This window comes from Enterobacter sp. RIT637, from assembly GCF_019718755.1.
Lineage (GTDB): Bacteria > Pseudomonadota > Gammaproteobacteria > Enterobacterales > Enterobacteriaceae > Enterobacter.
In genome coordinates, this window is record NZ_JAIHAZ010000005.1 from 95,080 (window position 1) to 116,109 (window position 21,030).

Below are 21,030 nucleotides of genomic sequence, written 5' to 3' on the forward strand. Positions count from 1 at the left end.
AGAGATTTAAATGGCACATAAAAAGGCTGGCGGCTCCACACGTAACGGTCGCGATTCAGAAGCTAAACGCCTTGGCGTTAAGCGTTTCGGTGGCGAATCCGTTCTGGCGGGTAGCATCATCGTTCGTCAACGTGGTACCAAATTCCACGCTGGCAACAACGTAGGTTGCGGTCGTGACCACACTCTGTTTGCTAAAGCAGACGGTAAAGTGAAATTTGAAGTTAAAGGCCCGAACAACCGTAAATACATCAGCATCGTTGCTGAGTAAGGTTTTCTCGGTCCGGTAACGGATTAAAGCCCCGCAACGTGTTGCGGGGCTTTTTACATTGGAAACCCGGAAAATTTTCTGTAGGGAAAACGGGCATGAAGCAGCAGGCCGGCATTGGTATTCTTTTGGCGCTCACCACCGCAATGTGCTGGGGTGCACTGCCAATTGCAATGAAGCAGGTACTGGACGTGATGGAGCCACCAACGGTGGTGTTTTATCGCTTCCTGATGGCAAGCATAGGCCTCGGTGCCATTCTGGCGATCAAAGGTAAGCTTCCACCGCTGCGTCTCTTCCGAAAGCCGCGCTGGCTGGTTTTACTGGCTATCGCAACGGGCGGTCTGTTCGGTAACTTCATCCTGTTTAGCTCCTCCCTGCAATATCTCAGCCCCACGGCGTCGCAGGTGATCGGTCAGCTTTCACCGGTCGGCATGATGGTCGCCAGCGTCTTTATCCTCAAGGAGAAGATGCGCGGAACGCAGATTATCGGGGCGAGCATGCTGCTCTGTGGTCTGGTGATGTTTTTCAACACCAGCCTGGTTGAGATTTTCACCCGCCTGACGGATTACACCTGGGGTGTGATTTTCGGTGTCGGGGCAGCAACGGTCTGGGTGAGTTATGGCGTCGCACAAAAGGTATTATTGCGTCGTCTGGCCTCACCGCAGATCCTCCTTTTATTGTACACTTTGTGTACAATAGCATTACTGCCGTTAGCAAAGCCGAGTGTGATTACTCAGCTTAGTGACTGGCAACTGGCGTGCCTCATCTTTTGTGGGCTTAATACGCTGGTCGGTTATGGCGCGCTGGCCGAGGCAATGGCGCGCTGGCAGGCAGCGCAGGTGAGCGCGTTAATCACGCTGACTCCGCTGTTTACGCTGTTATTTTCAGATTTGTTATCAATGGCCTGGCCCGATGTCTTCGTCAAGCCGATGCTCAACTTGTTGGGTTATCTCGGTGCGTTTGTCGTGGTTGCGGGTGCGATGTATTCCGCCATTGGTCATCGTCTCTGGGGGCGTTGGCGCAAAAATGAAGCGGTCGTAGTAGTCCCCCGCTCAGGCGAATGAGTTACGGAGAGTAAAATGAAGTTTGTTGATGAAGCGACGATTCTGGTCGTGGCAGGTGATGGCGGTAACGGTTGTGTAAGCTTCCGCCGTGAAAAATATATTCCTCGTGGCGGCCCTGACGGCGGTGACGGTGGCGATGGTGGTGACGTGTGGCTGGAGGCGGATGAAAACCTCAATACGCTGATCGACTACCGTTTCGAAAAATCTTTCCGTGCCGAGCGTGGCCAGAACGGCCAGAGCCGTGACTGTACGGGTAAACGTGGTAAAGACGTTAACATCAAGGTTCCGGTCGGTACGCGTGTGATCGATCAGGGTACCGGTGAAACCATGGGTGATATGACCAAACACGGTCAGCGCCTGCTGGTTGCTAAAGGTGGTTGGCACGGTCTGGGTAACAGCCGTTTCAAATCATCGGTTAACCGCGCTCCGCGTCAGAAAACCATGGGTACACCGGGCGATACGCGTGAGCTGCAGCTTGAACTGATGCTGCTGGCTGATGTCGGTATGCTGGGTATGCCTAACGCCGGTAAATCGACGTTTATCCGTGCTGTATCGGCCGCTAAGCCAAAAGTTGCGGATTATCCGTTTACGACGCTGGTGCCAAGCCTGGGCGTTGTCCGTATGGACCACGAAAAGAGCTTTGTTGTCGCTGATATCCCAGGGTTGATCGAGGGCGCAGCAGAAGGTGCAGGGCTGGGTATTCGCTTCCTGAAACACCTTGAGCGCTGCCGCGTACTGCTGCACATCGTTGATATTAACCCAATCGATGAATCCGATCCGGTCGAAAACGCCCGTATCATCATTGGCGAACTGGAAAAATACAGCGAAAAACTCGCAGGTAAGCCACGCTGGCTGGTCTTCAACAAGATCGACCTGATGGATAAAGCCGAAGCTGAAGCCAAAGCGAAAGCCATTGCTGAAGCTATGGGTTGGGAAGATAAATATTACCTGATCTCTGCGGCAAGCCAGGTCGGCGTGAAAGATCTCTGCTGGGATGTGATGACCTTTATCATCGAGAACCCAATCGTTCAGGCGGAAGAGGCGAAACAGCCTGAAAAAGTCGAATTCATGTGGGATGACTACCACCGTCAGCAGCTTGAAGAGCTGGAAGCGGAAGACGATGATGAAGACTGGGACGATGACTGGGATGAAGACGACGAAGAAGGCGTTGAGTTCATCTACAAGCATTAATACCTGAAAGAAGCCCCGCGAAGGGGCTTTTTTTTATCGTAACGTCGACGGCAACCAGCAGCTGGCGATTAAGCCACCCTCAGCGCCGTTCTCCAGCATTAAATTGCCGTGGTGGAGCTGAACGATGCGCTGCACTATGCTCAGCCCCAGGCCGCTGCCACCGTAGCGCTGGTCGAGCCGACGGAAAGGTTCGGTAATAGACTGCCGATGTGCCTCATCGATTCCGGGGCCCTGATCAACCACGCTGACCTGCGTTCCGCCGTCAATCTCCGCTAATTTCACTTCGATGGTCGTTCCCGTTGGGCTGTAGCGGGCGGCATTCTCCAGTAAATTTCTGAGCATCAGGCGCAGCAGTACGGCGTCCCCCTGTACGGAAAGACTGCTTTTAGCGGGCCATATCACCGTATGATCTTTGGCCTCATGCTCAAGACCCAGCGGCGCAATAATATTCTCTGTCCAGTTGACGGTATCGTAGTGACCGCTAGCCATCGCCTGTCCCGCTCGCGCCAGCATCAGCAGTTGCTCAACGGTGTGCATTAACTGATCGATACGACTAATCAACGTCGTGGCCTGTGGTGAGCCAGACTGAGCCATTAATTCCAGATGCAACCGAATCCCGGCAAGCGGTGTTCGAAGCTCGTGTGCGGCATCAGCGGTGAAAAGCCGCTCCTGCTGGAGGGTGTGATCAAGACGCGCCAGCAGCTGGTTTAGCGATGTCGTCACTGCGCCAATTTCTTCCATATCGGAATACATAGGCAGCGGCGTTAGATTGTCGGCCGATCGGTTGGCCAGGCTGGCACGTAATTTGTTAAGCGGCCGGGTTATCCAGGTGACCGCCCAGAAGGAGAAGAGCAGGGTAAAACCGACCATTACCAGAGAAGGGACCAGCAGCGACGCAATCGCTTCACGGATCTCTTTCTCAACGTGGTTGTTGCGTGCTTTCGCTGACAGCGTTTCATTCACCAGAAAGCCAATCTGTTCACGGCTTTCATGCCATAACCAAATCACGCTGATAAGTTGAAAAAACAGCAGGATAACCGCCAGCAAAACCATGAGTCGCCGACGCATGCTGTTCATTTCTGGCTCTCCAGGCGGTATCCGACGCCGCGTACCGTTTTGATCCGTTCTTTGCCGAGCTTGCGGCGCAGATTGTGAATATGGACCTCAAGAGTATTTGACCCCGGATCGTCCTGCCAGGAGTAGATATCCTGCTGCAGCGTCTCGCGATGTACCGTTTGACCGCTCCGCATGATGAGGCGCGTCAGCAGTGCAAATTCTTTTGGGGTTACTTCGACAGGCTGGGACTTACGCAACACCTGCTGCGTCTGGAGATTCAGCGTAATATCACCGTCAGTCAGCATGTTATCGCTATGCCCCTGATAGCGGCGGATCAATGCCCGCACGCGCGCCTGAAGCTCTGCAAGGGCAAAAGGTTTCACCAGATAATCATCTGCGCCCGAGTCCAGACCGTTAATACGATCTTCAATGGCATCGCGTGCCGTGAGGATAAGCACTGGATTTTCAACACCACGGCGACGCCACTGGCTGAGCAGCGTCGCGCCGTCTTTATCCGGTAAACCTAAATCAAGGATCACCAGGCTATATTCACCGCTCTGGAGCAGCGCATCGGCTTCTGCCGCCGTTGCGGCGCAATCGAGCGCGTATCCTTCATTCGCCAGCGCGAGCGCCAACCCTTCCTGCAATAACAGATCGTCTTCAACTATGAGTAGTTTCATCGCTAGTTATTCTGGTAGATGTCCTTGTATAGCCTGCTTTCGAAGCGCACCAGCGGAATACGGCGATTACGCTGATCGGTCGGTTCGACGGCATAGCCGGAAAGATACTGCACGAATGCCATGCGTTGTCCGCTGGCCGTGGTGATAAAGCCCGCAAGGTTATAAACCCCCTGCAGTGAGCCTGTTTTCGCTGACACTTTGCCATCAACACCTGCGGCATGCAGCCCTGCCCGATACTGCAGCGAACCGTCATGCCCGGCAAGTGGCAGCATCGAAATAAAGTTTAGCTCAGTGTCATGTTGGGCAATGTACTGAAGCACTTGCATCATGGTGGCCGGGGAGATGAGATTGTGACGTGATAACCCGGAGCCATCGACGGCGATGGTATTACCAAGATCGATCCCCGCCTGCTGGCGCAGGATCTGACGAACAGCGTCTGAACCCGCACGCCAGGTACCTGGTACGCCGAAACGCGCGTGACCAATCATGCGGAACACGGTGTCAGCAATCATATTGTCTGACTTTTTCAGCATAATCCGAAGCAGGTCATGTAGCGGCGCAGACTGTTTGCTGGCGATGACGGTACCCGGTTGATTAACCTGTGTCTGACGCATCAGCGAGCCAGAATAGGTGATGCCGGCCTGTTTCAGTTCGTCTTTCAATATCGCACCCGCATAACCCGCTCCGTCCTGAATGGCGAAGGCCAGCGGCAGCGGATCGGCACGCTGCGTCAGGCAGCCGGTGAGGGTGAAACGGTTAAGGTCGCCCGGCACAACGTCCAGCTCGCAATACTGCGCATCCGGCGATCCTTTTGCCAGCGTGCGTACCTGGCTGAACATCGTGACCGGGTAGTAGGACGCCACGCGAATAAAGGCTAAATCATCCGGCTTGGGGGCGCTGTAGAGCGACACGGAGAAGCAGTTACGGTCTACGATGGCAGCGGCAGGCGGGGCGCTAAAGCACTGCGTCATGTCATTCCACGGCCAGCCAGGCGCTTTATCGTGGCTGGCGAAAATGGAGGTATCAATCAGCACGTCGCCATCGATTTTTGTCACGCCGGATTTTTTCAGCACCGCGACCATATTGCGGATATCCTGGCGCTTGAAGGTTGGGTCACCCCCAAAACGGGCAATCAGATCGCCTTTCAGTTCGCCACCCTCGACGTTACCTTTCGTCTCAAGCGTGGTAGTAAACCGGAAGTCAGGGCCAAGCTGGAGCAGGGCGGCGAGGGCTGTGATCACCTTCTGGGTGCTGGCAGGCAGCGCCATCTGTTGACTGTGAAAGTCAATGTCAGGTGCCTGGGCGCCAACCTTCTGCACCATTAGCGCAAGGTTAGCGCCTGCGGGCAGCTGATTAATGTACTCATCAACGTTCGCGGCCTGAGCGGCGAACGCCATACTGGTAGTCAATCCGATGATAAAACTGGAAAATCGCATAATCTCGCGCTAACAACCCGAAAACAAACCGTCATACTACGGTGCATGGCACTGCAAAGTAAACGATGACCCATAGTGAACTTCGCGGTAAAATGCGTATCAAATTGAAAAATTGCTGCTGACCTGGGGCGTTGCTCCCGGGTCGGTTTTCTTTTTGCTTCTTGCCCGCTTAGGGGGGCAGGAGCAGGGAACACTGCTCCCAACAGGAATGTTTAAGAGGTATAACAAATGCAAGCTATTCCGATGACCTTACGTGGTGCCGAAAAACTGCGCGAAGAGCTGGATTTCCTGAAATCCGTGCGTCGCCCTGAAATCATCGCCGCTATCGCGGATGCGCGCGAGCATGGCGACCTGAAAGAGAACGCTGAATACCATGCGGCGCGTGAGCAGCAGGGCTTCTGTGAAGGGCGTATTAAAGACATCGAAGCAAAGCTGTCTAATGCGCAGGTGATCGACATCACTAAGATGCCAAACAATGGCCGCGTGATCTTTGGTTCTACCGTAAGTGTCCTGAACCTGGACAACGACGAAGAGCAGACTTACCGCATCGTGGGTGACGATGAGGCTGACTTTAAGCAGAACCTCATTTCAGTGAACTCACCCATCGCGCGTGGCCTGATTGGCAAAGAGCAAGACGATGTGGTCGTGATCCGTACCCCTGGTGGTGAAGTGGAATACGAAATTATTAAGGTTGAGTACCTGTAATTCGCTTCTCCACTGAGATGTTGATACATTGTAAAGAAAAGAAAAAGGCCGCATAGCGGCCTTTTAACAACTCAAGGAGCGTGGCATTTTGCTCACCTGCTGACAGAAATCCCTCGTTTTACACAGAAAATGTGTTCGATTAGGGATATCCTTAACGTGGCAGCGAGATTTTGCGCTCTTTAGATGGGCGATAGAGCACCAGCGTTTTACCGATGACCTGTACATTACAGGCGCCGGTTTCGCGCACGATGGCTTCCACGATCAGGTTTTTAGTGTCTCTGTCTTCAGAGGCGATTTTCACCTTGATCAGCTCGTGGTGTTCCAGCGCTTGTTCAATCTCGGCAAGCACCCCTTCGGTCAAACCATTGTTGCCAAGCATAACTACAGGCTTGAGCGGATGTGCCAGACCTTTAAGGTGCTGTTTTTGTTTAGTACTCAGATTCATCGTATATTTTTGCTTACGTTGGGATTGAAAACGGTTCATTCTACCGCCATCTCCCTAATATCGCCAAATAGCAGCGTAGAAATTTACGTCAAAGGTAAGCAACGATGAACCCGGACGGAAAAGTTAAATGACAGGTAAAAAGCGTTCTGCCAGTTCCAGCCGCTGGCTTCAGGAACACTTTAGCGATAAATATGTTCTGCAGGCGCAGAAAAAGGGGTTACGTTCCCGCGCCTGGTTTAAACTTGATGAAATACAGCAAAGTGACAAACTTTTTAAACCGGGGATGACGGTTGTTGACCTCGGTGCTGCCCCTGGTGGATGGTCCCAGTATGCGGTAACGCAGATCGGCGGAGCGGGTCGAATCATCGCATGCGATCTTTTACCAATGGATCCCATTGTCGGTGTCGACTTCCTTCAGGGCGATTTTCGTGATGAATTAGTGCTGAAAGCGTTACTTGAACGTGTGGGTGACAGTAAGGTCCAGGTTGTCATGTCTGATATGGCACCAAATATGTGCGGAACACCGGCGGTGGATATCCCCCGCGGCATGTATCTGGTGGAGCTAGCGTTAGAAATGTGTCGTGATGTACTAGCGCCTGGTGGTAGTTTTGTTGTGAAGGTGTTTCAGGGCGAAGGTTTCGAGGAGTACCTTAAGGAAATTCGCTCCCTGTTTGCGAAGGTTAAAGTTCGTAAGCCGGACTCTTCCCGGGCGCGTTCCCGTGAAGTGTATATTGTAGCGACCGGGCGAAAATGATAACCGGTAGATTTCAGGCGAAAGTTTGAATGACACTGGATATAGAGTATCCTGACGCTGTTTTTAACACAGTTGTAATGTGAGGTTAATCCCTTGAGTGACATGGCGAAAAACCTAATTCTCTGGCTGGTCATTGCCGTCGTGCTGATGTCAGTATTCCAGAGCTTTGGGCCCAGCGAGTCGAATGGCCGCAAGGTGGATTATTCTACCTTCCTGCAGGAGGTCAATCAGGACCAGGTTCGCGAAGCGCGTATCAACGGACGTGAGATAAACGTTACCAAGAAAGATAGTAACCGTTACACGACCTACATCCCGGTGAACGATCCTAAGCTGCTTGATAACCTTCTGACTAAAAACGTCAAAGTGGTAGGCGAGCCGCCAGAAGAACCAAGCCTGCTGGCTTCTATCTTCATTTCCTGGTTCCCGATGCTGCTTCTTATCGGCGTCTGGATCTTCTTTATGCGTCAAATGCAGGGCGGCGGTGGCAAAGGTGCCATGTCGTTCGGTAAGAGTAAGGCGCGTATGCTGACGGAAGATCAGATCAAGACCACGTTTGCTGACGTTGCAGGTTGTGACGAAGCAAAAGAAGAAGTGGGCGAACTGGTTGAATACCTGCGTGAGCCGAGCCGTTTCCAGAAACTGGGCGGTAAGATCCCGAAAGGCGTTCTGATGGTCGGTCCTCCGGGTACCGGTAAAACCCTGCTGGCGAAAGCTATCGCGGGTGAAGCGAAGGTACCGTTCTTTACTATTTCAGGTTCTGACTTCGTCGAAATGTTCGTGGGTGTAGGTGCATCTCGTGTGCGTGACATGTTCGAACAGGCTAAGAAGGCAGCACCGTGCATCATCTTCATCGATGAAATCGACGCCGTAGGCCGCCAGCGTGGCGCAGGTCTGGGCGGTGGTCATGATGAACGTGAACAGACGCTGAACCAGATGCTGGTTGAAATGGACGGCTTCGAAGGTAACGAAGGTATTATCGTTATCGCGGCGACTAACCGTCCTGACGTACTTGACCCAGCGCTGCTGCGTCCAGGCCGTTTCGACCGTCAGGTTGTGGTGGGGCTGCCAGATGTTCGTGGTCGTGAACAGATTCTGAAAGTCCACATGCGTCGCGTACCGCTGGCACCTGATATCGACGCGGCAATTATTGCGCGCGGTACTCCAGGCTTCTCCGGTGCGGATCTGGCTAACCTGGTCAACGAAGCTGCCCTGTTTGCTGCTCGCGGCAACAAGCGCGTCGTATCAATGGTGGAATTCGAAAAAGCGAAAGACAAAATCATGATGGGTGCGGAACGTCGCTCCATGGTGATGACGGAAGCGCAGAAAGAGTCCACGGCATACCACGAAGCTGGCCACGCGATTATCGGTCGCCTGGTACCGGAACACGATCCGGTGCATAAAGTGACGATTATCCCACGTGGACGTGCGCTGGGTGTGACCTTCTTCCTGCCTGAAGGCGACGCTATCAGCGCCAGCCGTCAGAAGCTGGAAAGCCAGATTTCGACCCTGTACGGCGGTCGCCTCGCAGAAGAGATCATCTACGGTGCGGAACATGTTTCTACCGGTGCGTCCAACGACATTAAAGTGGCGACAAACCTGGCGCGTAACATGGTGACGCAGTGGGGCTTCTCCGACAAACTCGGTCCGCTGCTGTATGCAGAGGAAGAGGGCGAAGTGTTCCTGGGCCGTTCTGTCGCAAAAGCGAAGCATATGTCCGATGAAACGGCACGTATCATCGACCAGGAAGTGAAAGCGCTGATTGAACGTAATTACGGTCGCGCGCGTCAGATCCTGAACGACAATATGGACATCCTGCATTCGATGAAAGATGCGCTCATGAAATATGAGACCATCGATGCACCGCAGATTGACGACCTGATGGCGCGCCGTGAAGTGCGTCCGCCAGCAGGCTGGGAAGATCCAGGTGCTTCCAACAATTCTGACAACAATGGCACCCCGCGTGCGCCGCGTCCGGTAGATGAACCGCGTACGCCAAACCCGGGCAACACCATGTCAGAACAGTTGGGCGACAAGTAAGTCACTTCTGTTGAAATGTTTGTCTGTACCTCAAACCCTGGAGCTTGCTCCGGGGTTTTTCTTATCTGTTAAACCATATCAATACCAGGGATTTTAGCCATGAAACTCTTCGCCCAGGACTCGCATCTCGATCTCTCGCATCCGCATGTGATGGGGATCCTGAATGTTACCCCTGACTCCTTCTCTGACGGCGGCACGCATAACACGCTTATCGAGGCGGTTAAGCACGCAAATTTAATGATCAATGCGGGTGCCACCATCATTGATGTCGGCGGAGAATCGACGCGCCCAGGCGCGGCGGACGTTTCTGTGGACGAAGAGCTGGCGCGCGTGGTGCCCGTGGTTGAGGCCATTGCTCAGCGATTTGAGGTGTGGATCTCCGTTGATACGTCCAAGCCTGAGGTGATTCGTGAAGTGGCGAGAGTGGGCGCTCACATCATCAATGATATTCGCTCACTGACTGAGCCTGGCGCGATTGAGGCGGCAGCGGAAACTGGCCTGCCGGTCTGCCTGATGCACATGCAGGGGCAGCCGAAAACCATGCAGGAAGCGCCAAAGTATGACGATGTCTTTGCCGACGTGAATCGCTTCTTTATTGAGCATATTGCACGCTGCGAGCGTGCGGGTATCGCAAAAGAGAAATTGCTGCTCGACCCGGGGTTCGGTTTCGGTAAAAATCTCTCTCACAATTATGCGCTGCTGGCGCGCTTATCAGAATTTCATCACTTCGGCCTGCCGTTGCTGGTGGGGATGTCGAGAAAGTCGATGATTGGGCAGTTGCTGAATGTGGGGCCGAGCGAACGCCTGAGCGGTAGCCTGGCTTGCGCGGTGATCGCGGCGATGCAAGGCGCGCACATTATTCGTGTCCATGATGTCAAAGAAACAGTAGAAGCCATGCGTGTGGTGGAAGCCACACTGGCAGCGAAGGAAAACAAACGCTATGAGTAATCGTAAATATTTTGGTACCGATGGTATCCGTGGGCGCGTAGGCGATGCTCCAATCACCCCTGATTTTGTCCTGAAGCTGGGCTGGGCTGCTGGCAAGGTGCTGGCACGTCATGGCTCCCGTAAGATCATCATCGGCAAAGATACCCGTATTTCAGGCTATATGCTGGAATCCGCGCTGGAAGCCGGTCTGGCGGCGGCGGGGCTTTCTGCTTCCTTTACAGGCCCAATGCCAACGCCTGCTGTTGCATACCTGACGCGCACCTTCCGTGCGGAAGCGGGGATTGTTATCTCGGCTTCTCATAACCCGTTCTACGACAACGGCATCAAGTTCTTCTCCATTGACGGCACCAAGCTGCCGGATGATGTTGAAGAGGCGATTGAAGCGGAAATGGAAAAAGAGATCACCTGTGTCGACTCCGCTGAGCTGGGTAAAGCGAACCGTATTGTTGATGCCGCGGGTCGCTATATCGAATTCTGCAAAGGCACCTTCCCGAATGAGCTGAGTCTGGCCCATCTTAAAATTGTGGTGGACTGTGCAAACGGCGCGACCTACCACATTGCTCCGAATGTGTTCCGCGAGCTGGGCGCGAAGGTCATCACCATCGGCTGTGAGCCGGATGGTCTGAACATCAACGAAGAAGTGGGAGCGACGGACGTGCGTGCCCTTCAGGCGCGCGTGCTGGCGGAAAAAGCCGATCTGGGTATTGCCCTGGACGGTGACGGTGACCGTGTGATCATGGTCGACCACGAAGGTAATAAGGTCGACGGCGATCAGATCCTCTACATCATTGCACGTGAAGGTCTGCGTCAGGGTCAGCTGCGTGGCGGCGCTGTAGGTACGCTGATGAGCAACATGGGCCTGGAACTGGCGCTGAAACAGCTCGGTATTCCGTTTGTCCGCGCGAAAGTGGGCGACCGCTATGTGCTGGAAAAATTGCAGGAGAAGGGCTGGCGAATCGGTGCGGAAAACTCCGGTCACGTGATCCTGCTCGATAAAACCACCACCGGTGACGGCATCGTGGCGGGCCTGCAGGTGGTTGCTGCCATGGCGCGCAACCATATGAGCCTGCACGATCTCTGCAGTGGTATGAAGATGTTCCCGCAGATCCTCGTTAACGTGCGTTTTACCGCGGGTAATGGCGATCCGCTTGAAAGTGACAATGTGAAAGCGGTGATGACAGAGGTTGAAGCTGCTCTGGGCAATCGTGGCCGTGTGCTGCTGCGTAAATCTGGCACCGAGCCACTGATTCGCGTGATGGTTGAAGGCGAAGACGAAGCGCAGGTGACTGAATTCGCGCATCGCATCGCGGATGCGGTAAAAGCTGCATAACTTTTCACAGTAAGTGTTTAAAAAGGCGGCGCTTGCCGCCTTTGTTTTAAGCAATTAATGGCTTTTTGCTGTTTTTTTCCGCAGTTGATACAATGCGTCGAAAATGCCCTTGCGAAGGTCATTCGCTTTGGTTAGTATTCACACCCGCTTCAGTGGGAAACAAAAATCCTGCTAATTGGTCGAAGCATTGGTATGCGGCAAATCCGCAAGGAACAGGTTGATTATGTACGAAGCTCTTTTAGTTATTTTCCTTATTGTAGCCATCGCTCTTGTAGCGCTGATCATGCTGCAGCAAGGTAAAGGCGCTGATATGGGAGCCTCCTTCGGAGCAGGCGCTTCCGGTACGCTGTTTGGTTCAAGTGGTTCTGCGAACTTCATGACCCGTACGACGGCGATTCTGGCTACGCTGTTCTTCATCATCAGTCTGGTGCTGGGCAATATCAACAGCAACAAGACCAGTAAAGGAAGCGAGTGGGAAAATCTGAGCGCGCCAGCAAAAACTGAGCAGACTCAGCCAGCTGCACCGGCTAAGCCAACCAGCGATATCCCGCAGTAAGTATTCCGTACCGAGGTGGTGGAATTGGTAGACACGCTACCTTGAGGTGGTAGTGCCCTAACGGGCTTGTGGGTTCGAGTCCCATCCTCGGTACCAATATTCCAGAAGAAAGACGTCGCAAGACGTCTTTTTTTTCGTCTGTATATTGTGGTGGCGGCCAAAATGGCGGGTGGCGCTGCGCTTACCCGCCCTACAAATACCAAATAAAAAAGGCGCCTGTTGGGCGCCTTCTGCATGTCTTGCTGTCGATTACTTCTTATCGCTGTGTTCCAGGTTTTCAACCTGCGGCAGGCCGTTACCGGAACTGGCGGAGAGCAGGCCATTCTCAACATAGTTGAACAGCTTCTCGCGGGTATCGGTGATGTCCAGGTTACGCATGGTCAGTTGACCGATACGGTCATCCGGAGAGAAGACTGAATCACCTTTCTCCATGGTCAGACGCTCTGCTTTATAGGTCAGGTTGTCAGACACGGTATTCAGGATGGAGTAGTCATTGCCGCGACGCAGCTCCAGCGTCACTTCACCGGTGATTGCGCTTGCCACCCAACGCTGCAGCGCGTCACGCAGCATCAGTGCCTGCGGATCGAACCAGCGGCCCTGGTACAGCAGTTTACCCAGCTGACGGCCATGAGAGTGATACTGTTCGATAGTGTCTTCGTTATGAATACCGGTCAGCAGACGCTCGTAAGCGATGTGCAGCAGCGCCATCCCCGGGGCTTCATAAATGCCACGGCTTTTCGCTTCAATGATACGGTTTTCAATCTGATCGCTCATGCCCAGGCCGTGACGACCGCCTATGCGGTTTGCTTCCAGCATCAGCTCAACGTCGTCAGAGAACGTTTTGCCGTTCAGGGCAACCGGGTGGCCCCGTTCAAAACGTACGGTCACTTCTTCAGCCTGGATTTTGACGTTCTCATCCCAGAACTTCACGCCCATGATCGGATTAACGATCTTCACGCTGGAGTTCAGGAATTCCAGGTCTTTCGCTTCGTGCGTTGCACCCAGCATATTGGAGTCGGTAGAGTACGCTTTTTCGACGGACATCTTATAGTCAAAACCGCAGGCAATCATGAATTCAGACATCTCATGACGACCACCCAGTTCGTCGATGAAGTCGGTATCCAGCCACGGTTTGTAAATCTGCAGTTCGGCGTTGGTCAGCAGGCCATAACGATAGAAACGTTCGATATCGTTGCCTTTATAGGTGCTGCCGTCACCCCAGATATTTACGCCATCTTCTTTCATGGCAGCAACCAGCATGGTGCCCGTCACGGCACGGCCCAGCGGGGTGGTATTGAAATAGGTCAGGCCACCGGTGGTGTTATGGAAAGCACCGCACTGAATCGCAGCGATACCTTCGGCGACCAGCTGCTTGCGGCAGTCAATCAGTCGTGCGTTCTCTGCGCCATACTCCATGGCACGACGAGGGATCGCATCATAATCTTCCTCATCTGGCTGTCCCAGGTTCGCAGTATATGCATACGGAACCGCTCCCTTTTGGCGCATCCACAGCAGTGCAGCGCTGGTATCCAGGCCGCCTGAGAAAGCGATGCCAATACGTTGTCCTACCGGAAGATGCTTGAGAATCGTCGTCATATAATAAAACCCTGCTTGATTGACTGATTAGAGACCGCTTTCGCTCTCTTGTGCATTTTTATGCAAAATAAGTGAGTATTCATTTAATCATCTTTTGCCGTAGACCGGAAGAGACTCATGCGTTTTTTGTAAAAAATTTGGTCTAATCGATCTGGTGGAAGTCGGGTTGACAGGCGGGGTCAACTATCAATATACTGAACGCCGATTTTACGTCCCGTCTTCGGTACCAAATCCCAGCATTATTTGCATTTTCTACCTAAAACGCGTAGAATTTGCCACGTTTCAGGCGCGGGGTGGAGCAGCCTGGTAGCTCGTCGGGCTCATAACCCGAAGGTCGTCGGTTCAAATCCGGCCCCCGCAACCACTTTCCCATAAAGTTCTTTTTCAAATATACTGTGAAGACTTAGAGCCTTCGTAGCTGGATTTGAAAAAATTCTTTCGGAGAGTGCTCCAGGCCACAGTTGTGGCTATAGGGTTCAGTTATCTAAAGCCCCGATTTATCGGGGTTTTTTGTTATCTGACTACAGAATAACTGGGCTTTACGCCCTTTTTTTATGTCTTGGGGGTGGGCTTGTCCACATTAGAGCAAAAATTAACAGAGATGATTACTGCACCGGTCGAAGCACTGGGCTACGAACTGGTCGGCATCGAATTCGTTCGCGGCCGTACATCGACGCTGCGCATCTATATTGATAGTGAAGATGGCATCAATGTTGATGATTGTGCTGATGTTAGCCACCAGGTGAGTGCGGTTCTTGATGTTGAAGACCCGATTACCGTTGCGTACAACCTGGAAGTTTCCTCACCTGGCCTCGATCGCCCGATGTTCACGGCCGAGCACTATGTGCGCTTTACCGGTGAAGAAGTGGCTCTCGTTCTGCGTATGGCCGTACAGAACCGCCGTAAATGGCAGGGAATTATCAAAGCCGTTGATGGTGAAATGATCACGGTGACAGTCGACGGCAAAGATGAAGTGTTCGCGCTGAGTAATATCCAGAAGGCGAACCTGGTTCCCCACTTTTAACAGTCTGGATTGAGGTGAAAAGCCCGCGATGAACAAAGAAATTTTGGCTGTTGTTGAAGCCGTCTCCAATGAGAAATCACTGCCGCGTGAGAAGATTTTCGAAGCGCTGGAAAGTGCACTGGCTACAGCAACCAAGAAAAAATACGAACAAGAGATCGATGTTCGCGTAGAAATCGATCGTAAAAGCGGTGACTTCGATACATTCCGTCGTTGGGTAATCGTTGAAGAAGTGACCCAGCCGACCAAAGAGATCACGCTGGAAGCGGCGCGTTATGAAGACGAAAGTCTGAACGTGGGCGAGTATGTTGAAGATCAGATTGAATCTGTGACCTTCGACCGTATCACGACCCAGACCGCTAAACAGGTTATCGTGCAGAAAGTTCGCGAAGCCGAGCGCGCGCTGGTTGTCGATCAGTTCCGCGATCAGGAAGGCGAAATCATCACCGGCGTGGTGAAGAAAGTGAATCGCGACAACATCTCTCTGGAGATCAAATCCGAAGGGATGCCGGGTAACGCTGAAGCCGTGATCCTGCGCGAAGACATGCTGCCGCGTGAAAACTTCCGCCCAGGCGACCGTATCCGTGGTGTTCTGTACGCCGTGCGCCCTGAAGCGCGTGGTGCACAGCTGTTCGTGACCCGTTCTAAACCAGAAATGCTGGTTGAACTGTTCCGTATCGAAGTGCCGGAAATCGGCGAAGAAGTTATTGAGATCAAAGCGGCGGCTCGCGATCCGGGTTCCCGTGCGAAAATCGCGGTGAAAACCAACGACAAGCGTATCGACCCGGTCGGTGCTTGCGTCGGTATGCGCGGCGCGCGTGTTCAGGCGGTTTCGACCGAACTGGGCGGCGAGCGTATTGATATCGTTCTGTGGGACGACAACCCGGCGCAGTTCGTGATCAACGCAATGGCTCCGGCTGATGTCGCGTCTATCGTTGTTGACGAAGACAAACACACCATGGATATCGCTGTTGAAGCGGGCAACCTGGCGCAGGCGATTGGCCGTAACGGTCAGAACGTACGTCTGGCGTCACAGCTGAGCGGCTGGGAACTCAACGTGATGACCGTTGATGACCTGCAGGCTAAGCATCAGGCTGAAGCCCATGCGGCGATCGATACCTTCACTAAATACCTCGACATTGACGAAGACTTCGCCACTGTTCTGGTTGAAGAAGGTTTCTCTACGCTGGAAGAACTGGCCTATGTGCCAATGAAAGAGCTGCTGGAAATTGACGGTCTGGATGAACAGACTGTTGAAGCCCTGCGTGAACGCGCTAAAAACGCACTGACCACCCTGGCACTGGCTCAGGAAGAAAGCCTTGGTGATAAGAAGCCGGCTGATGACCTGCTGAATCTGGAAGGTCTTGATCGTGCGATTGCGTTCAAGCTGGCTGCCCGTGGTGTTTGTACGCTGGAAGATCTCGCTGAGCAAGGCGTTGATGACCTGGCTGATATCGAAGGTTTAACCGACGAGAAAGCCGGCGAGCTCATCATGGCCGCACGTAATATTTGCTGGTTCGGCGACGAAGCGTAATAAACTGTAGCAGGAAGGAACAGCATGACTGATGTAACTGTAAAATCGCTGGCTGCTGAGATTCAGACCTCCGTGGACCGCCTGGTACAGCAATTTGCTGATGCAGGGATCCCGAAGTCCGCTGATGACTCGGTGACCGCGCAAGAAAAACAAACCTTGTTAACGCACCTGAACCGTGAACACGGCTCTACGCCTGACAAGTTAACGCTGCAGCGCAAAACGCGTAGCACGTTAAACATCCCTGGTACCGGTGGCAAAAGCAAATCGGTACAAATTGAAGTCCGCAAGACGCGCACCTTTGTAAAACGTGATCCGCAAGAGGCAGAACGCCTTGCTGCGGAAGAGCAGGCACAGCGTGAAGCGGAAGAACAAGCTCAGCGTGCGGCGGAAGCAACCGCCAAACGTGAAGCAGAATTAAAAGCTGAACGTGAGGCCGCAGAAAAAGCGAAACGCGACGCAAGTGATAAAGTGAAGCGTGACGCTGCGGAAAAAGACAAAGTGAGCAATCAACAGACAGACGAAATGACCAAAACCGCCCAGGCTGAAAAAGCCCGCCGTGAAAATGAAGCTGCCGAGCTGAAGCGTAAAGCGGAAGAAGAAGCCCGCCGTAAGCTGGAAGAAGAAGCTCGCCGTGTTGCTGAAGAAGCGCGCCGTATGGCAGAAGAAAACGAGAAGAATGGCGTGAATACCGCTGAAACGACTGAAGACACCAGCGACTATCATGTGACCACTTCTCAGCACGCGCGTCAGGCTGAAGACGACAACGATCGTGAAGTTGAAGGCGGCCGTGGCCGTGGCCGCAGCACCAAAGCCGCGCGTCCAGCGAAAAAAGGTAACAAACACGCTGAATCTAAAGCTGACCGTGAAGAAGCACGTGCAGCCGTTCGCGGTGGTAAAGGCGGCAAGCGTAAAGGTTCCGCGCTGCAGCAGGGCTTCCAGAAGCCAGCTCAGGCCGTTAACCGTGACGTTGTGATTGGTGAAACCATCACCGTTGGCGATCTGGCGAACAAGATGGCCGTTAAAGGCTCTCAGGTCATCAAAGCGATGATGAAGCTGGGCGCAATGGCGACCATCAACCAGGTCATCGACCAGGAAACCGCACAGCTGGTTGCTGAAGAGATGGGCCACAAAGTTATCCTGCGTCGTGAAAACGAGCTGGAAGAAGCAGTAATGAGCGACCGTGACACTGGCGCAGCGGCTGAACCGCGTGCACCTGTTGTGACCATCATGGGTCACGTTGACCACGGTAAAACCTCTCTGCTTGACTACATTCGCTCTACTAAAGTGGCATCCGGCGAAGCGGGTGGCATTACCCAGCACATCGGTGCTTACCACGTAGAAACCGAAAACGGCATGATCACCTTCCTGGATACCCCAGGCCACGCAGCGTTTACCTCAATGCGTGCTCGTGGTGCTCAGGCAACGGATATCGTTGTACTGGTTGTTGCGGCAGACGATGGCGTGATGCCACAGACCATTGAAGCTATCCAGCACGCAAAAGCGGCGCAGGTACCTCTGGTTGTTGCAGTCAACAAAATCGATAAGCCAGAAGCCGATATGGATCGCGTGAAGAACGAACTGTCTCAGTACGGCGTTATGCCGGAAGAGTGGGGCGGTGAAGCGCAGTTCATCCCAGTATCTGCAAAAGCGGGTACCGGTATCGACGACCTCCTGAACGCTATCCTGCTGCAGGCTGAAGTTCTGGAGCTGAAAGCGGTTCGTAAAGGTATGGCAAGCGGCGCGGTTATCGAATCCTTCCTGGATAAAGGTCGTGGTCCGGTTGCAACCGTTCTGGTTCGCGAAGGTACGCTGAACAAAGGTGACATCGTTCTGTGTGGTTTCGAATACGGTCGCGTTCGTGCGATGCGTAACGAACTGGGTCAGGAAGTGCTGGAAGCGGGTCCATCCATTCCAGTGGAAATCCTGGGTCTGTCCGGTGTGCCGGCTGCCGGTGATGAAGTGACCGTTGTGCGTGACGAGAAGAAAGCGCGTGAAGTTGCACTGTATCGTCAGGGTAAATTCCGCGAAGTTAAACTGGCTCGTCAGCAGAAATCTAAACTCGAGAACATGTTTGCCAACATGACCGAGGGCGAAGTTCACGAAGTGAACGTTGTTCTGAAAGCCGACGTTCAGGGTTCTGTGGAAGCGATCTCCGACTCCTTGCTGAAACTGTCTACCGACGAAGTGAAAGTGAAGATTATCGGTTCTGGCGTAGGTGGTATCACCGAAACCGACGCAACCCTGGCTGCTGCCTCCAACGCTATCCTGGTTGGCTTCAACGTTCGTGCGGATGCATCTGCGCGTAAAGTGATTGAAGCTGAAAGCCTGGATCTGCGTTACTACTCCGTCATCTATAACCTGATCGACGAAGTGAAAGCAGCGATGAGCGGCATGCTGTCTCCTGAGCTGAAACAGCAGATCATCGGTCTGGCTGAAGTACGTGACGTATTCAAATCACCGAAATTCGGTGCGATCGCGGGCTGTATGGTTACCGAAGGTAACATCAAGCGTCACAACCCAATCCGCGTACTGCGTGACAACGTGGTTATCTACGAAGGCGAGCTGGAATCCCTGCGCCGCTTCAAAGATGACGTTAACGAAGTCCGTAACGGCATGGAATGTGGTATCGGCGTGAAGAACTACAACGACGTTCGCGTTGGCGATATGATCGAAGTGTTCGAGATCATCGAAATTCAGCGTACCATCGCTTAATCTTCGTCGGCTTTTGGGCCGCCACTGCGTTGGCTGCGCTCGTTCACCCCGGTCACATAGTTATCTATGCTCCCGGGGATTCACGAGCTTGCCGCCTTGTTGCAACCCAAAATCCTTAGAAGATTAACTAGCGTAGGCCGGGTAAGCGAAGCGCCACCCGGCAATAATTTTAAAAGGGGCTTTTAGCCCCTTTTTTGTCTGGAGAATTTATTATGGCGAAAGAATTTGGTCGCCCTCAGCGCGTAGCGCAGGAAATGCAGAAAGAGATCGCACTCATTCTGCAACGCGAAATCAAAGATCCGCGTATTGGTATGATGACCACCGTGTCTGGCGTTGAGATGTCCCGCGATTTGGCCTATGCCAAAGTATTCGTGACGTTCCTGAACGATCAGGACGAAGCCGCGGTGAAAAACGGCATTAAAGCGCTGCAGGAAGCCTCTGGTTTCATCCGCTCTCTGCTCGGCAAAGCGATGCGTCTGCGTATCGTGCCTGAGCTGACCTTCTTCTACGATAACTCGCTGGTAGAAGGTATGCGTATGTCCAACCTGGTGACCAGCGTGGTGAAACATGACGATGAGCGTCGTGTGAACCCAGCGGACGACAGCAAGGAGGACTGATGAGTCGTCCTCGTCGTCGCGGTCGCGACGTGCATGGCGTGCTGCTGCTGGATAAACCGCAGGGCGCATCCAGCAACGACGTACTGCAAAAAGTGAAGCGTATTTTTAACGCCAACCGTGCGGGCCATACGGGTGCGCTGGATCCGCTGGCGACCGGTATGCTGCCGGTCTGCCTGGGAGAGGCGACAAAGTTTTCCCAGTACCTGCTGGATTCCGATAAGCGCTATCGCGTTATCGCTAAACTGGGCCAGCGCACGGATACCTCCGACGCGGATGGCCAGGTCGTGGAAGAGCGCCCGGTGACCTTCAGCGCAGAGCAGCTTGATGCGGCGCTGGAAAGCTTCCGCGGTGACACGATGCAGGTGCCGTCGATGTATTCGGCGCTGAAATATCAGGGCAAGAAGCTCTACGAATATGCGCGCCAGGGCATTGATGTTCCGCGTGAAGCCCGTCCGATTACCGTGTATGAACTGCTGTTCATTCGCCATGAAGGCGATGAGCTGGAGCTAGAAGTACACTGTTCGAAAGGCACCTATATTCGTACCATCATCGACGACCTCGGTGAAAAGCTGGGCTGCGGGGCGCATGTGATTTACCTGCGTCGTCTGGCTGTCAGCAAGTATCCGGTCGAACGCATGGTGACGCTTGAGCATCTTCGCGAGCTGGTTGAACAGGCGGAAGCACAGGGAATAGCGCCAGCAGAATTGCTGGATCCCTTGCTGATGCCAATGGACAGTCCGGCGGCGGATTTCCCGATCGTTAATCTTCCTTTAACATCGTCCGTTTACTTTAAGAACGGCAACCCGGTTCGTACGGCGGATGCGCCGCTTGAAGGGCTGGTACGCGTGACGGAAGGTGACGACGGGAAATTCATCGGTATGGGCGAAATGGACGGTGAAGGGCGCGTTGCGCCGCGTCGTCTGGTCGTCGAGTATCCGATAGAAGCGTGACGGCGATAACACCTCACCTTGCGATAAGCAGGGGAGACGAGTAGAATATCGCCGCTTAACGATCTGCAAATTGTTTAACAATTTGTTGGTCGTATACTGGGATTGCTGAATTAGAGATCGGCATCCTTACATT

General features: G+C 53.4%; 19 protein-coding genes and 2 tRNA genes. 16 read left to right on the forward strand and 5 right to left on the reverse strand.

The annotated features are described in order from the left end of the window. Window positions 1–10: 10 nt before the first annotated feature. From rpmA to cgtA, 3 genes are all read left to right on the forward strand, one after another. Window positions 11–268: a 50S ribosomal protein L27 gene (rpmA, locus tag K5E19_RS10370; RefSeq protein ID WP_004385076.1), complete on the forward strand. Its 258-nt coding sequence runs from the start codon at window positions 11–13 to the stop codon at window positions 266–268. Window positions 269–363: 95 nt separating this feature from the next. Further along, a complete protein-coding gene (locus K5E19_RS10375; protein ID WP_221551128.1) occupies window positions 364–1,329 on the forward strand; it encodes a DMT family transporter in 966 nt (321 codons plus the stop codon). 15 nt (window positions 1,330–1,344) lie between these two features. Next, entirely contained in the window at window positions 1,345–2,520 is a 1,176-nt protein-coding gene (gene cgtA / locus K5E19_RS10380) for an Obg family GTPase CgtA (RefSeq protein WP_029739622.1), read from the forward strand. 33 nt (window positions 2,521–2,553) lie between these two features. On the opposite strand, the gene pmrB is transcribed toward cgtA, so the two are convergent. The 3 genes from pmrB to dacB are packed head-to-tail and all read right to left on the reverse strand — an operon-like array spanning window position 2,554 to window position 5,692. Then, window positions 2,554–3,597: a two-component system sensor histidine kinase PmrB gene (gene pmrB, locus K5E19_RS10385; protein ID WP_221551130.1), complete on the reverse strand. Its 1,044-nt coding sequence runs from the start codon at window positions 3,595–3,597 to the stop codon at window positions 2,554–2,556. Then, window positions 3,594–4,256 (reverse strand): two-component system response regulator PmrA, encoded by a 663-nt coding sequence (gene pmrA, locus K5E19_RS10390; RefSeq protein ID WP_221551132.1) that lies wholly within the window; start codon window positions 4,254–4,256, stop codon window positions 3,594–3,596. The genes pmrB and pmrA overlap by 4 nt, the downstream gene beginning before the upstream one ends. Window positions 4,257–4,258: 2 nt before the next feature. After that, complete coding sequence (gene dacB / locus K5E19_RS10395; RefSeq protein ID WP_221551133.1) at window positions 4,259–5,692, reverse strand: serine-type D-Ala-D-Ala carboxypeptidase; 1,434 nt, start codon at window positions 5,690–5,692, stop codon at window positions 4,259–4,261. A 228-nt stretch (window positions 5,693–5,920) separates the two neighbouring features. Here dacB and greA point away from each other — a divergent pair, with 228 nt between their 5' ends. Continuing rightward, entirely contained in the window at window positions 5,921–6,397 is a 477-nt protein-coding gene (gene greA, locus K5E19_RS10400) for a transcription elongation factor GreA (RefSeq protein WP_010436008.1), read from the forward strand. Window positions 6,398–6,548: 151 nt separating this feature from the next. Here the strand turns inward: greA and yhbY are convergent, their stop codons facing one another. Beyond that, a complete protein-coding gene (gene yhbY, locus K5E19_RS10405) occupies window positions 6,549–6,842 on the reverse strand; it encodes a ribosome assembly RNA-binding protein YhbY (RefSeq protein WP_003861814.1) in 294 nt (97 codons plus the stop codon). Between the two features lie 127 nt (window positions 6,843–6,969). On the opposite strand from yhbY, the gene rlmE reads away from it, so the two are divergent. The 6 genes from rlmE to K5E19_RS10435 all read left to right on the forward strand — a co-directional run bounded on the left by rlmE (window position 6,970) and on the right by K5E19_RS10435 (window position 12,563). Then, on the forward strand, window positions 6,970–7,596 hold the full coding sequence (rlmE, locus tag K5E19_RS10410) for a 23S rRNA (uridine(2552)-2'-O)-methyltransferase RlmE (protein WP_010436004.1): 627 nt from the start codon (window positions 6,970–6,972) through the stop codon (window positions 7,594–7,596). Between the two features lie 102 nt (window positions 7,597–7,698). After that, on the forward strand, window positions 7,699–9,633 hold the full coding sequence (gene ftsH / locus K5E19_RS10415) for an ATP-dependent zinc metalloprotease FtsH (protein WP_014833437.1): 1,935 nt from the start codon (window positions 7,699–7,701) through the stop codon (window positions 9,631–9,633). Window positions 9,634–9,732: 99 nt separating this feature from the next. After that, a complete protein-coding gene (gene folP, locus K5E19_RS10420; RefSeq protein WP_221551134.1) occupies window positions 9,733–10,581 on the forward strand; it encodes a dihydropteroate synthase in 849 nt (282 codons plus the stop codon). Then, on the forward strand, window positions 10,574–11,911 hold the full coding sequence (gene glmM, locus K5E19_RS10425; RefSeq protein WP_221551135.1) for a phosphoglucosamine mutase: 1,338 nt from the start codon (window positions 10,574–10,576) through the stop codon (window positions 11,909–11,911). The genes folP and glmM overlap by 8 nt, the downstream gene beginning before the upstream one ends. A gap of 223 nt (window positions 11,912–12,134) precedes the next feature. Beyond that, the gene (gene secG / locus K5E19_RS10430; protein WP_003861803.1) at window positions 12,135–12,467 is read left to right on the forward strand and encodes a preprotein translocase subunit SecG; all 333 of its coding nucleotides are present in this window, start codon (window positions 12,135–12,137) and stop codon (window positions 12,465–12,467) included. A 9-nt stretch (window positions 12,468–12,476) separates the two neighbouring features. Beyond that, window positions 12,477–12,563: transfer RNA gene (locus tag K5E19_RS10435), tRNA-Leu, on the forward strand. Between the two features lie 153 nt (window positions 12,564–12,716). On the opposite strand, the gene argG is transcribed toward K5E19_RS10435, so the two are convergent. Further along, a complete protein-coding gene (argG, locus tag K5E19_RS10440) occupies window positions 12,717–14,063 on the reverse strand; it encodes an argininosuccinate synthase (protein WP_006178761.1) in 1,347 nt (448 codons plus the stop codon). A 287-nt stretch (window positions 14,064–14,350) separates the two neighbouring features. Between argG and K5E19_RS10445 the strand changes: the two genes are divergently transcribed. The 6 genes from K5E19_RS10445 (at window position 14,351) to truB (ending at window position 20,897) form a co-directional block, all read left to right on the forward strand. After that, a tRNA-Met gene (locus tag K5E19_RS10445) sits at window positions 14,351–14,427 on the forward strand. A gap of 207 nt (window positions 14,428–14,634) precedes the next feature. Further along, window positions 14,635–15,087, forward strand: coding sequence for a ribosome maturation factor RimP (rimP, locus tag K5E19_RS10450; RefSeq protein WP_032639709.1), 453 nt, complete (start codon window positions 14,635–14,637; stop codon window positions 15,085–15,087). A gap of 28 nt (window positions 15,088–15,115) precedes the next feature. Continuing rightward, window positions 15,116–16,618 carry a transcription termination factor NusA gene (gene nusA / locus K5E19_RS10455; protein WP_089599826.1) on the forward strand — a complete coding sequence of 501 codons (1,503 nt, stop codon included), beginning with the start codon at window positions 15,116–15,118 and terminating at the stop codon, window positions 16,616–16,618. Window positions 16,619–16,642: 24 nt separating this feature from the next. Next, the gene (infB, locus tag K5E19_RS10460) at window positions 16,643–19,330 is read left to right on the forward strand and encodes a translation initiation factor IF-2 (protein WP_221551136.1); all 2,688 of its coding nucleotides are present in this window, start codon (window positions 16,643–16,645) and stop codon (window positions 19,328–19,330) included. A gap of 212 nt (window positions 19,331–19,542) precedes the next feature. Further along, window positions 19,543–19,947 (forward strand): 30S ribosome-binding factor RbfA, encoded by a 405-nt coding sequence (gene rbfA / locus K5E19_RS10465; RefSeq protein WP_010435986.1) that lies wholly within the window; start codon window positions 19,543–19,545, stop codon window positions 19,945–19,947. Beyond that, on the forward strand, window positions 19,947–20,897 hold the full coding sequence (gene truB, locus K5E19_RS10470) for a tRNA pseudouridine(55) synthase TruB (protein ID WP_221551137.1): 951 nt from the start codon (window positions 19,947–19,949) through the stop codon (window positions 20,895–20,897). Before rbfA ends, truB begins: the two co-directional genes overlap by 1 nt. The last annotated feature ends 133 nt before the right edge of the window (window positions 20,898–21,030 follow it).

Excerpts from the sequence above, each read along its gene's own strand:
- rpmA (WP_004385076.1), top strand. The coding sequence starts at position 11 with ATGGCACATAAAAAGGCTGGCGGCTCCACACGTAACGGTCGCGATTCA.
- K5E19_RS10375 (WP_221551128.1), top strand. The coding sequence starts at position 364 with ATGAAGCAGCAGGCCGGCATTGGTATTCTTTTGGCGCTCACCACCGCA.
- cgtA (WP_029739622.1), top strand. The coding sequence starts at position 1,345 with ATGAAGTTTGTTGATGAAGCGACGATTCTGGTCGTGGCAGGTGATGGC.
- pmrB (WP_221551130.1), bottom strand. The coding sequence starts at position 3,597 with ATGAACAGCATGCGTCGGCGACTCATGGTTTTGCTGGCGGTTATCCTG.
- pmrA (WP_221551132.1), bottom strand. The coding sequence starts at position 4,256 with ATGAAACTACTCATAGTTGAAGACGATCTGTTATTGCAGGAAGGGTTG.
- dacB (WP_221551133.1), bottom strand. The coding sequence starts at position 5,692 with ATGCGATTTTCCAGTTTTATCATCGGATTGACTACCAGTATGGCGTTC.
- greA (WP_010436008.1), top strand. The coding sequence starts at position 5,921 with ATGCAAGCTATTCCGATGACCTTACGTGGTGCCGAAAAACTGCGCGAA.
- yhbY (WP_003861814.1), bottom strand. The coding sequence starts at position 6,842 with ATGAATCTGAGTACTAAACAAAAACAGCACCTTAAAGGTCTGGCACAT.
- rlmE (WP_010436004.1), top strand. The coding sequence starts at position 6,970 with ATGACAGGTAAAAAGCGTTCTGCCAGTTCCAGCCGCTGGCTTCAGGAA.
- ftsH (WP_014833437.1), top strand. The coding sequence starts at position 7,699 with ATGGCGAAAAACCTAATTCTCTGGCTGGTCATTGCCGTCGTGCTGATG.
- folP (WP_221551134.1), top strand. The coding sequence starts at position 9,733 with ATGAAACTCTTCGCCCAGGACTCGCATCTCGATCTCTCGCATCCGCAT.
- glmM (WP_221551135.1), top strand. The coding sequence starts at position 10,574 with ATGAGTAATCGTAAATATTTTGGTACCGATGGTATCCGTGGGCGCGTA.
- secG (WP_003861803.1), top strand. The coding sequence starts at position 12,135 with ATGTACGAAGCTCTTTTAGTTATTTTCCTTATTGTAGCCATCGCTCTT.
- argG (WP_006178761.1), bottom strand. The coding sequence starts at position 14,063 with ATGACGACGATTCTCAAGCATCTTCCGGTAGGACAACGTATTGGCATC.
- nusA (WP_089599826.1), top strand. The coding sequence starts at position 15,116 with ATGAACAAAGAAATTTTGGCTGTTGTTGAAGCCGTCTCCAATGAGAAA.
- infB (WP_221551136.1), top strand. The coding sequence starts at position 16,643 with ATGACTGATGTAACTGTAAAATCGCTGGCTGCTGAGATTCAGACCTCC.
- rbfA (WP_010435986.1), top strand. The coding sequence starts at position 19,543 with ATGGCGAAAGAATTTGGTCGCCCTCAGCGCGTAGCGCAGGAAATGCAG.
- truB (WP_221551137.1), top strand. The coding sequence starts at position 19,947 with ATGAGTCGTCCTCGTCGTCGCGGTCGCGACGTGCATGGCGTGCTGCTG.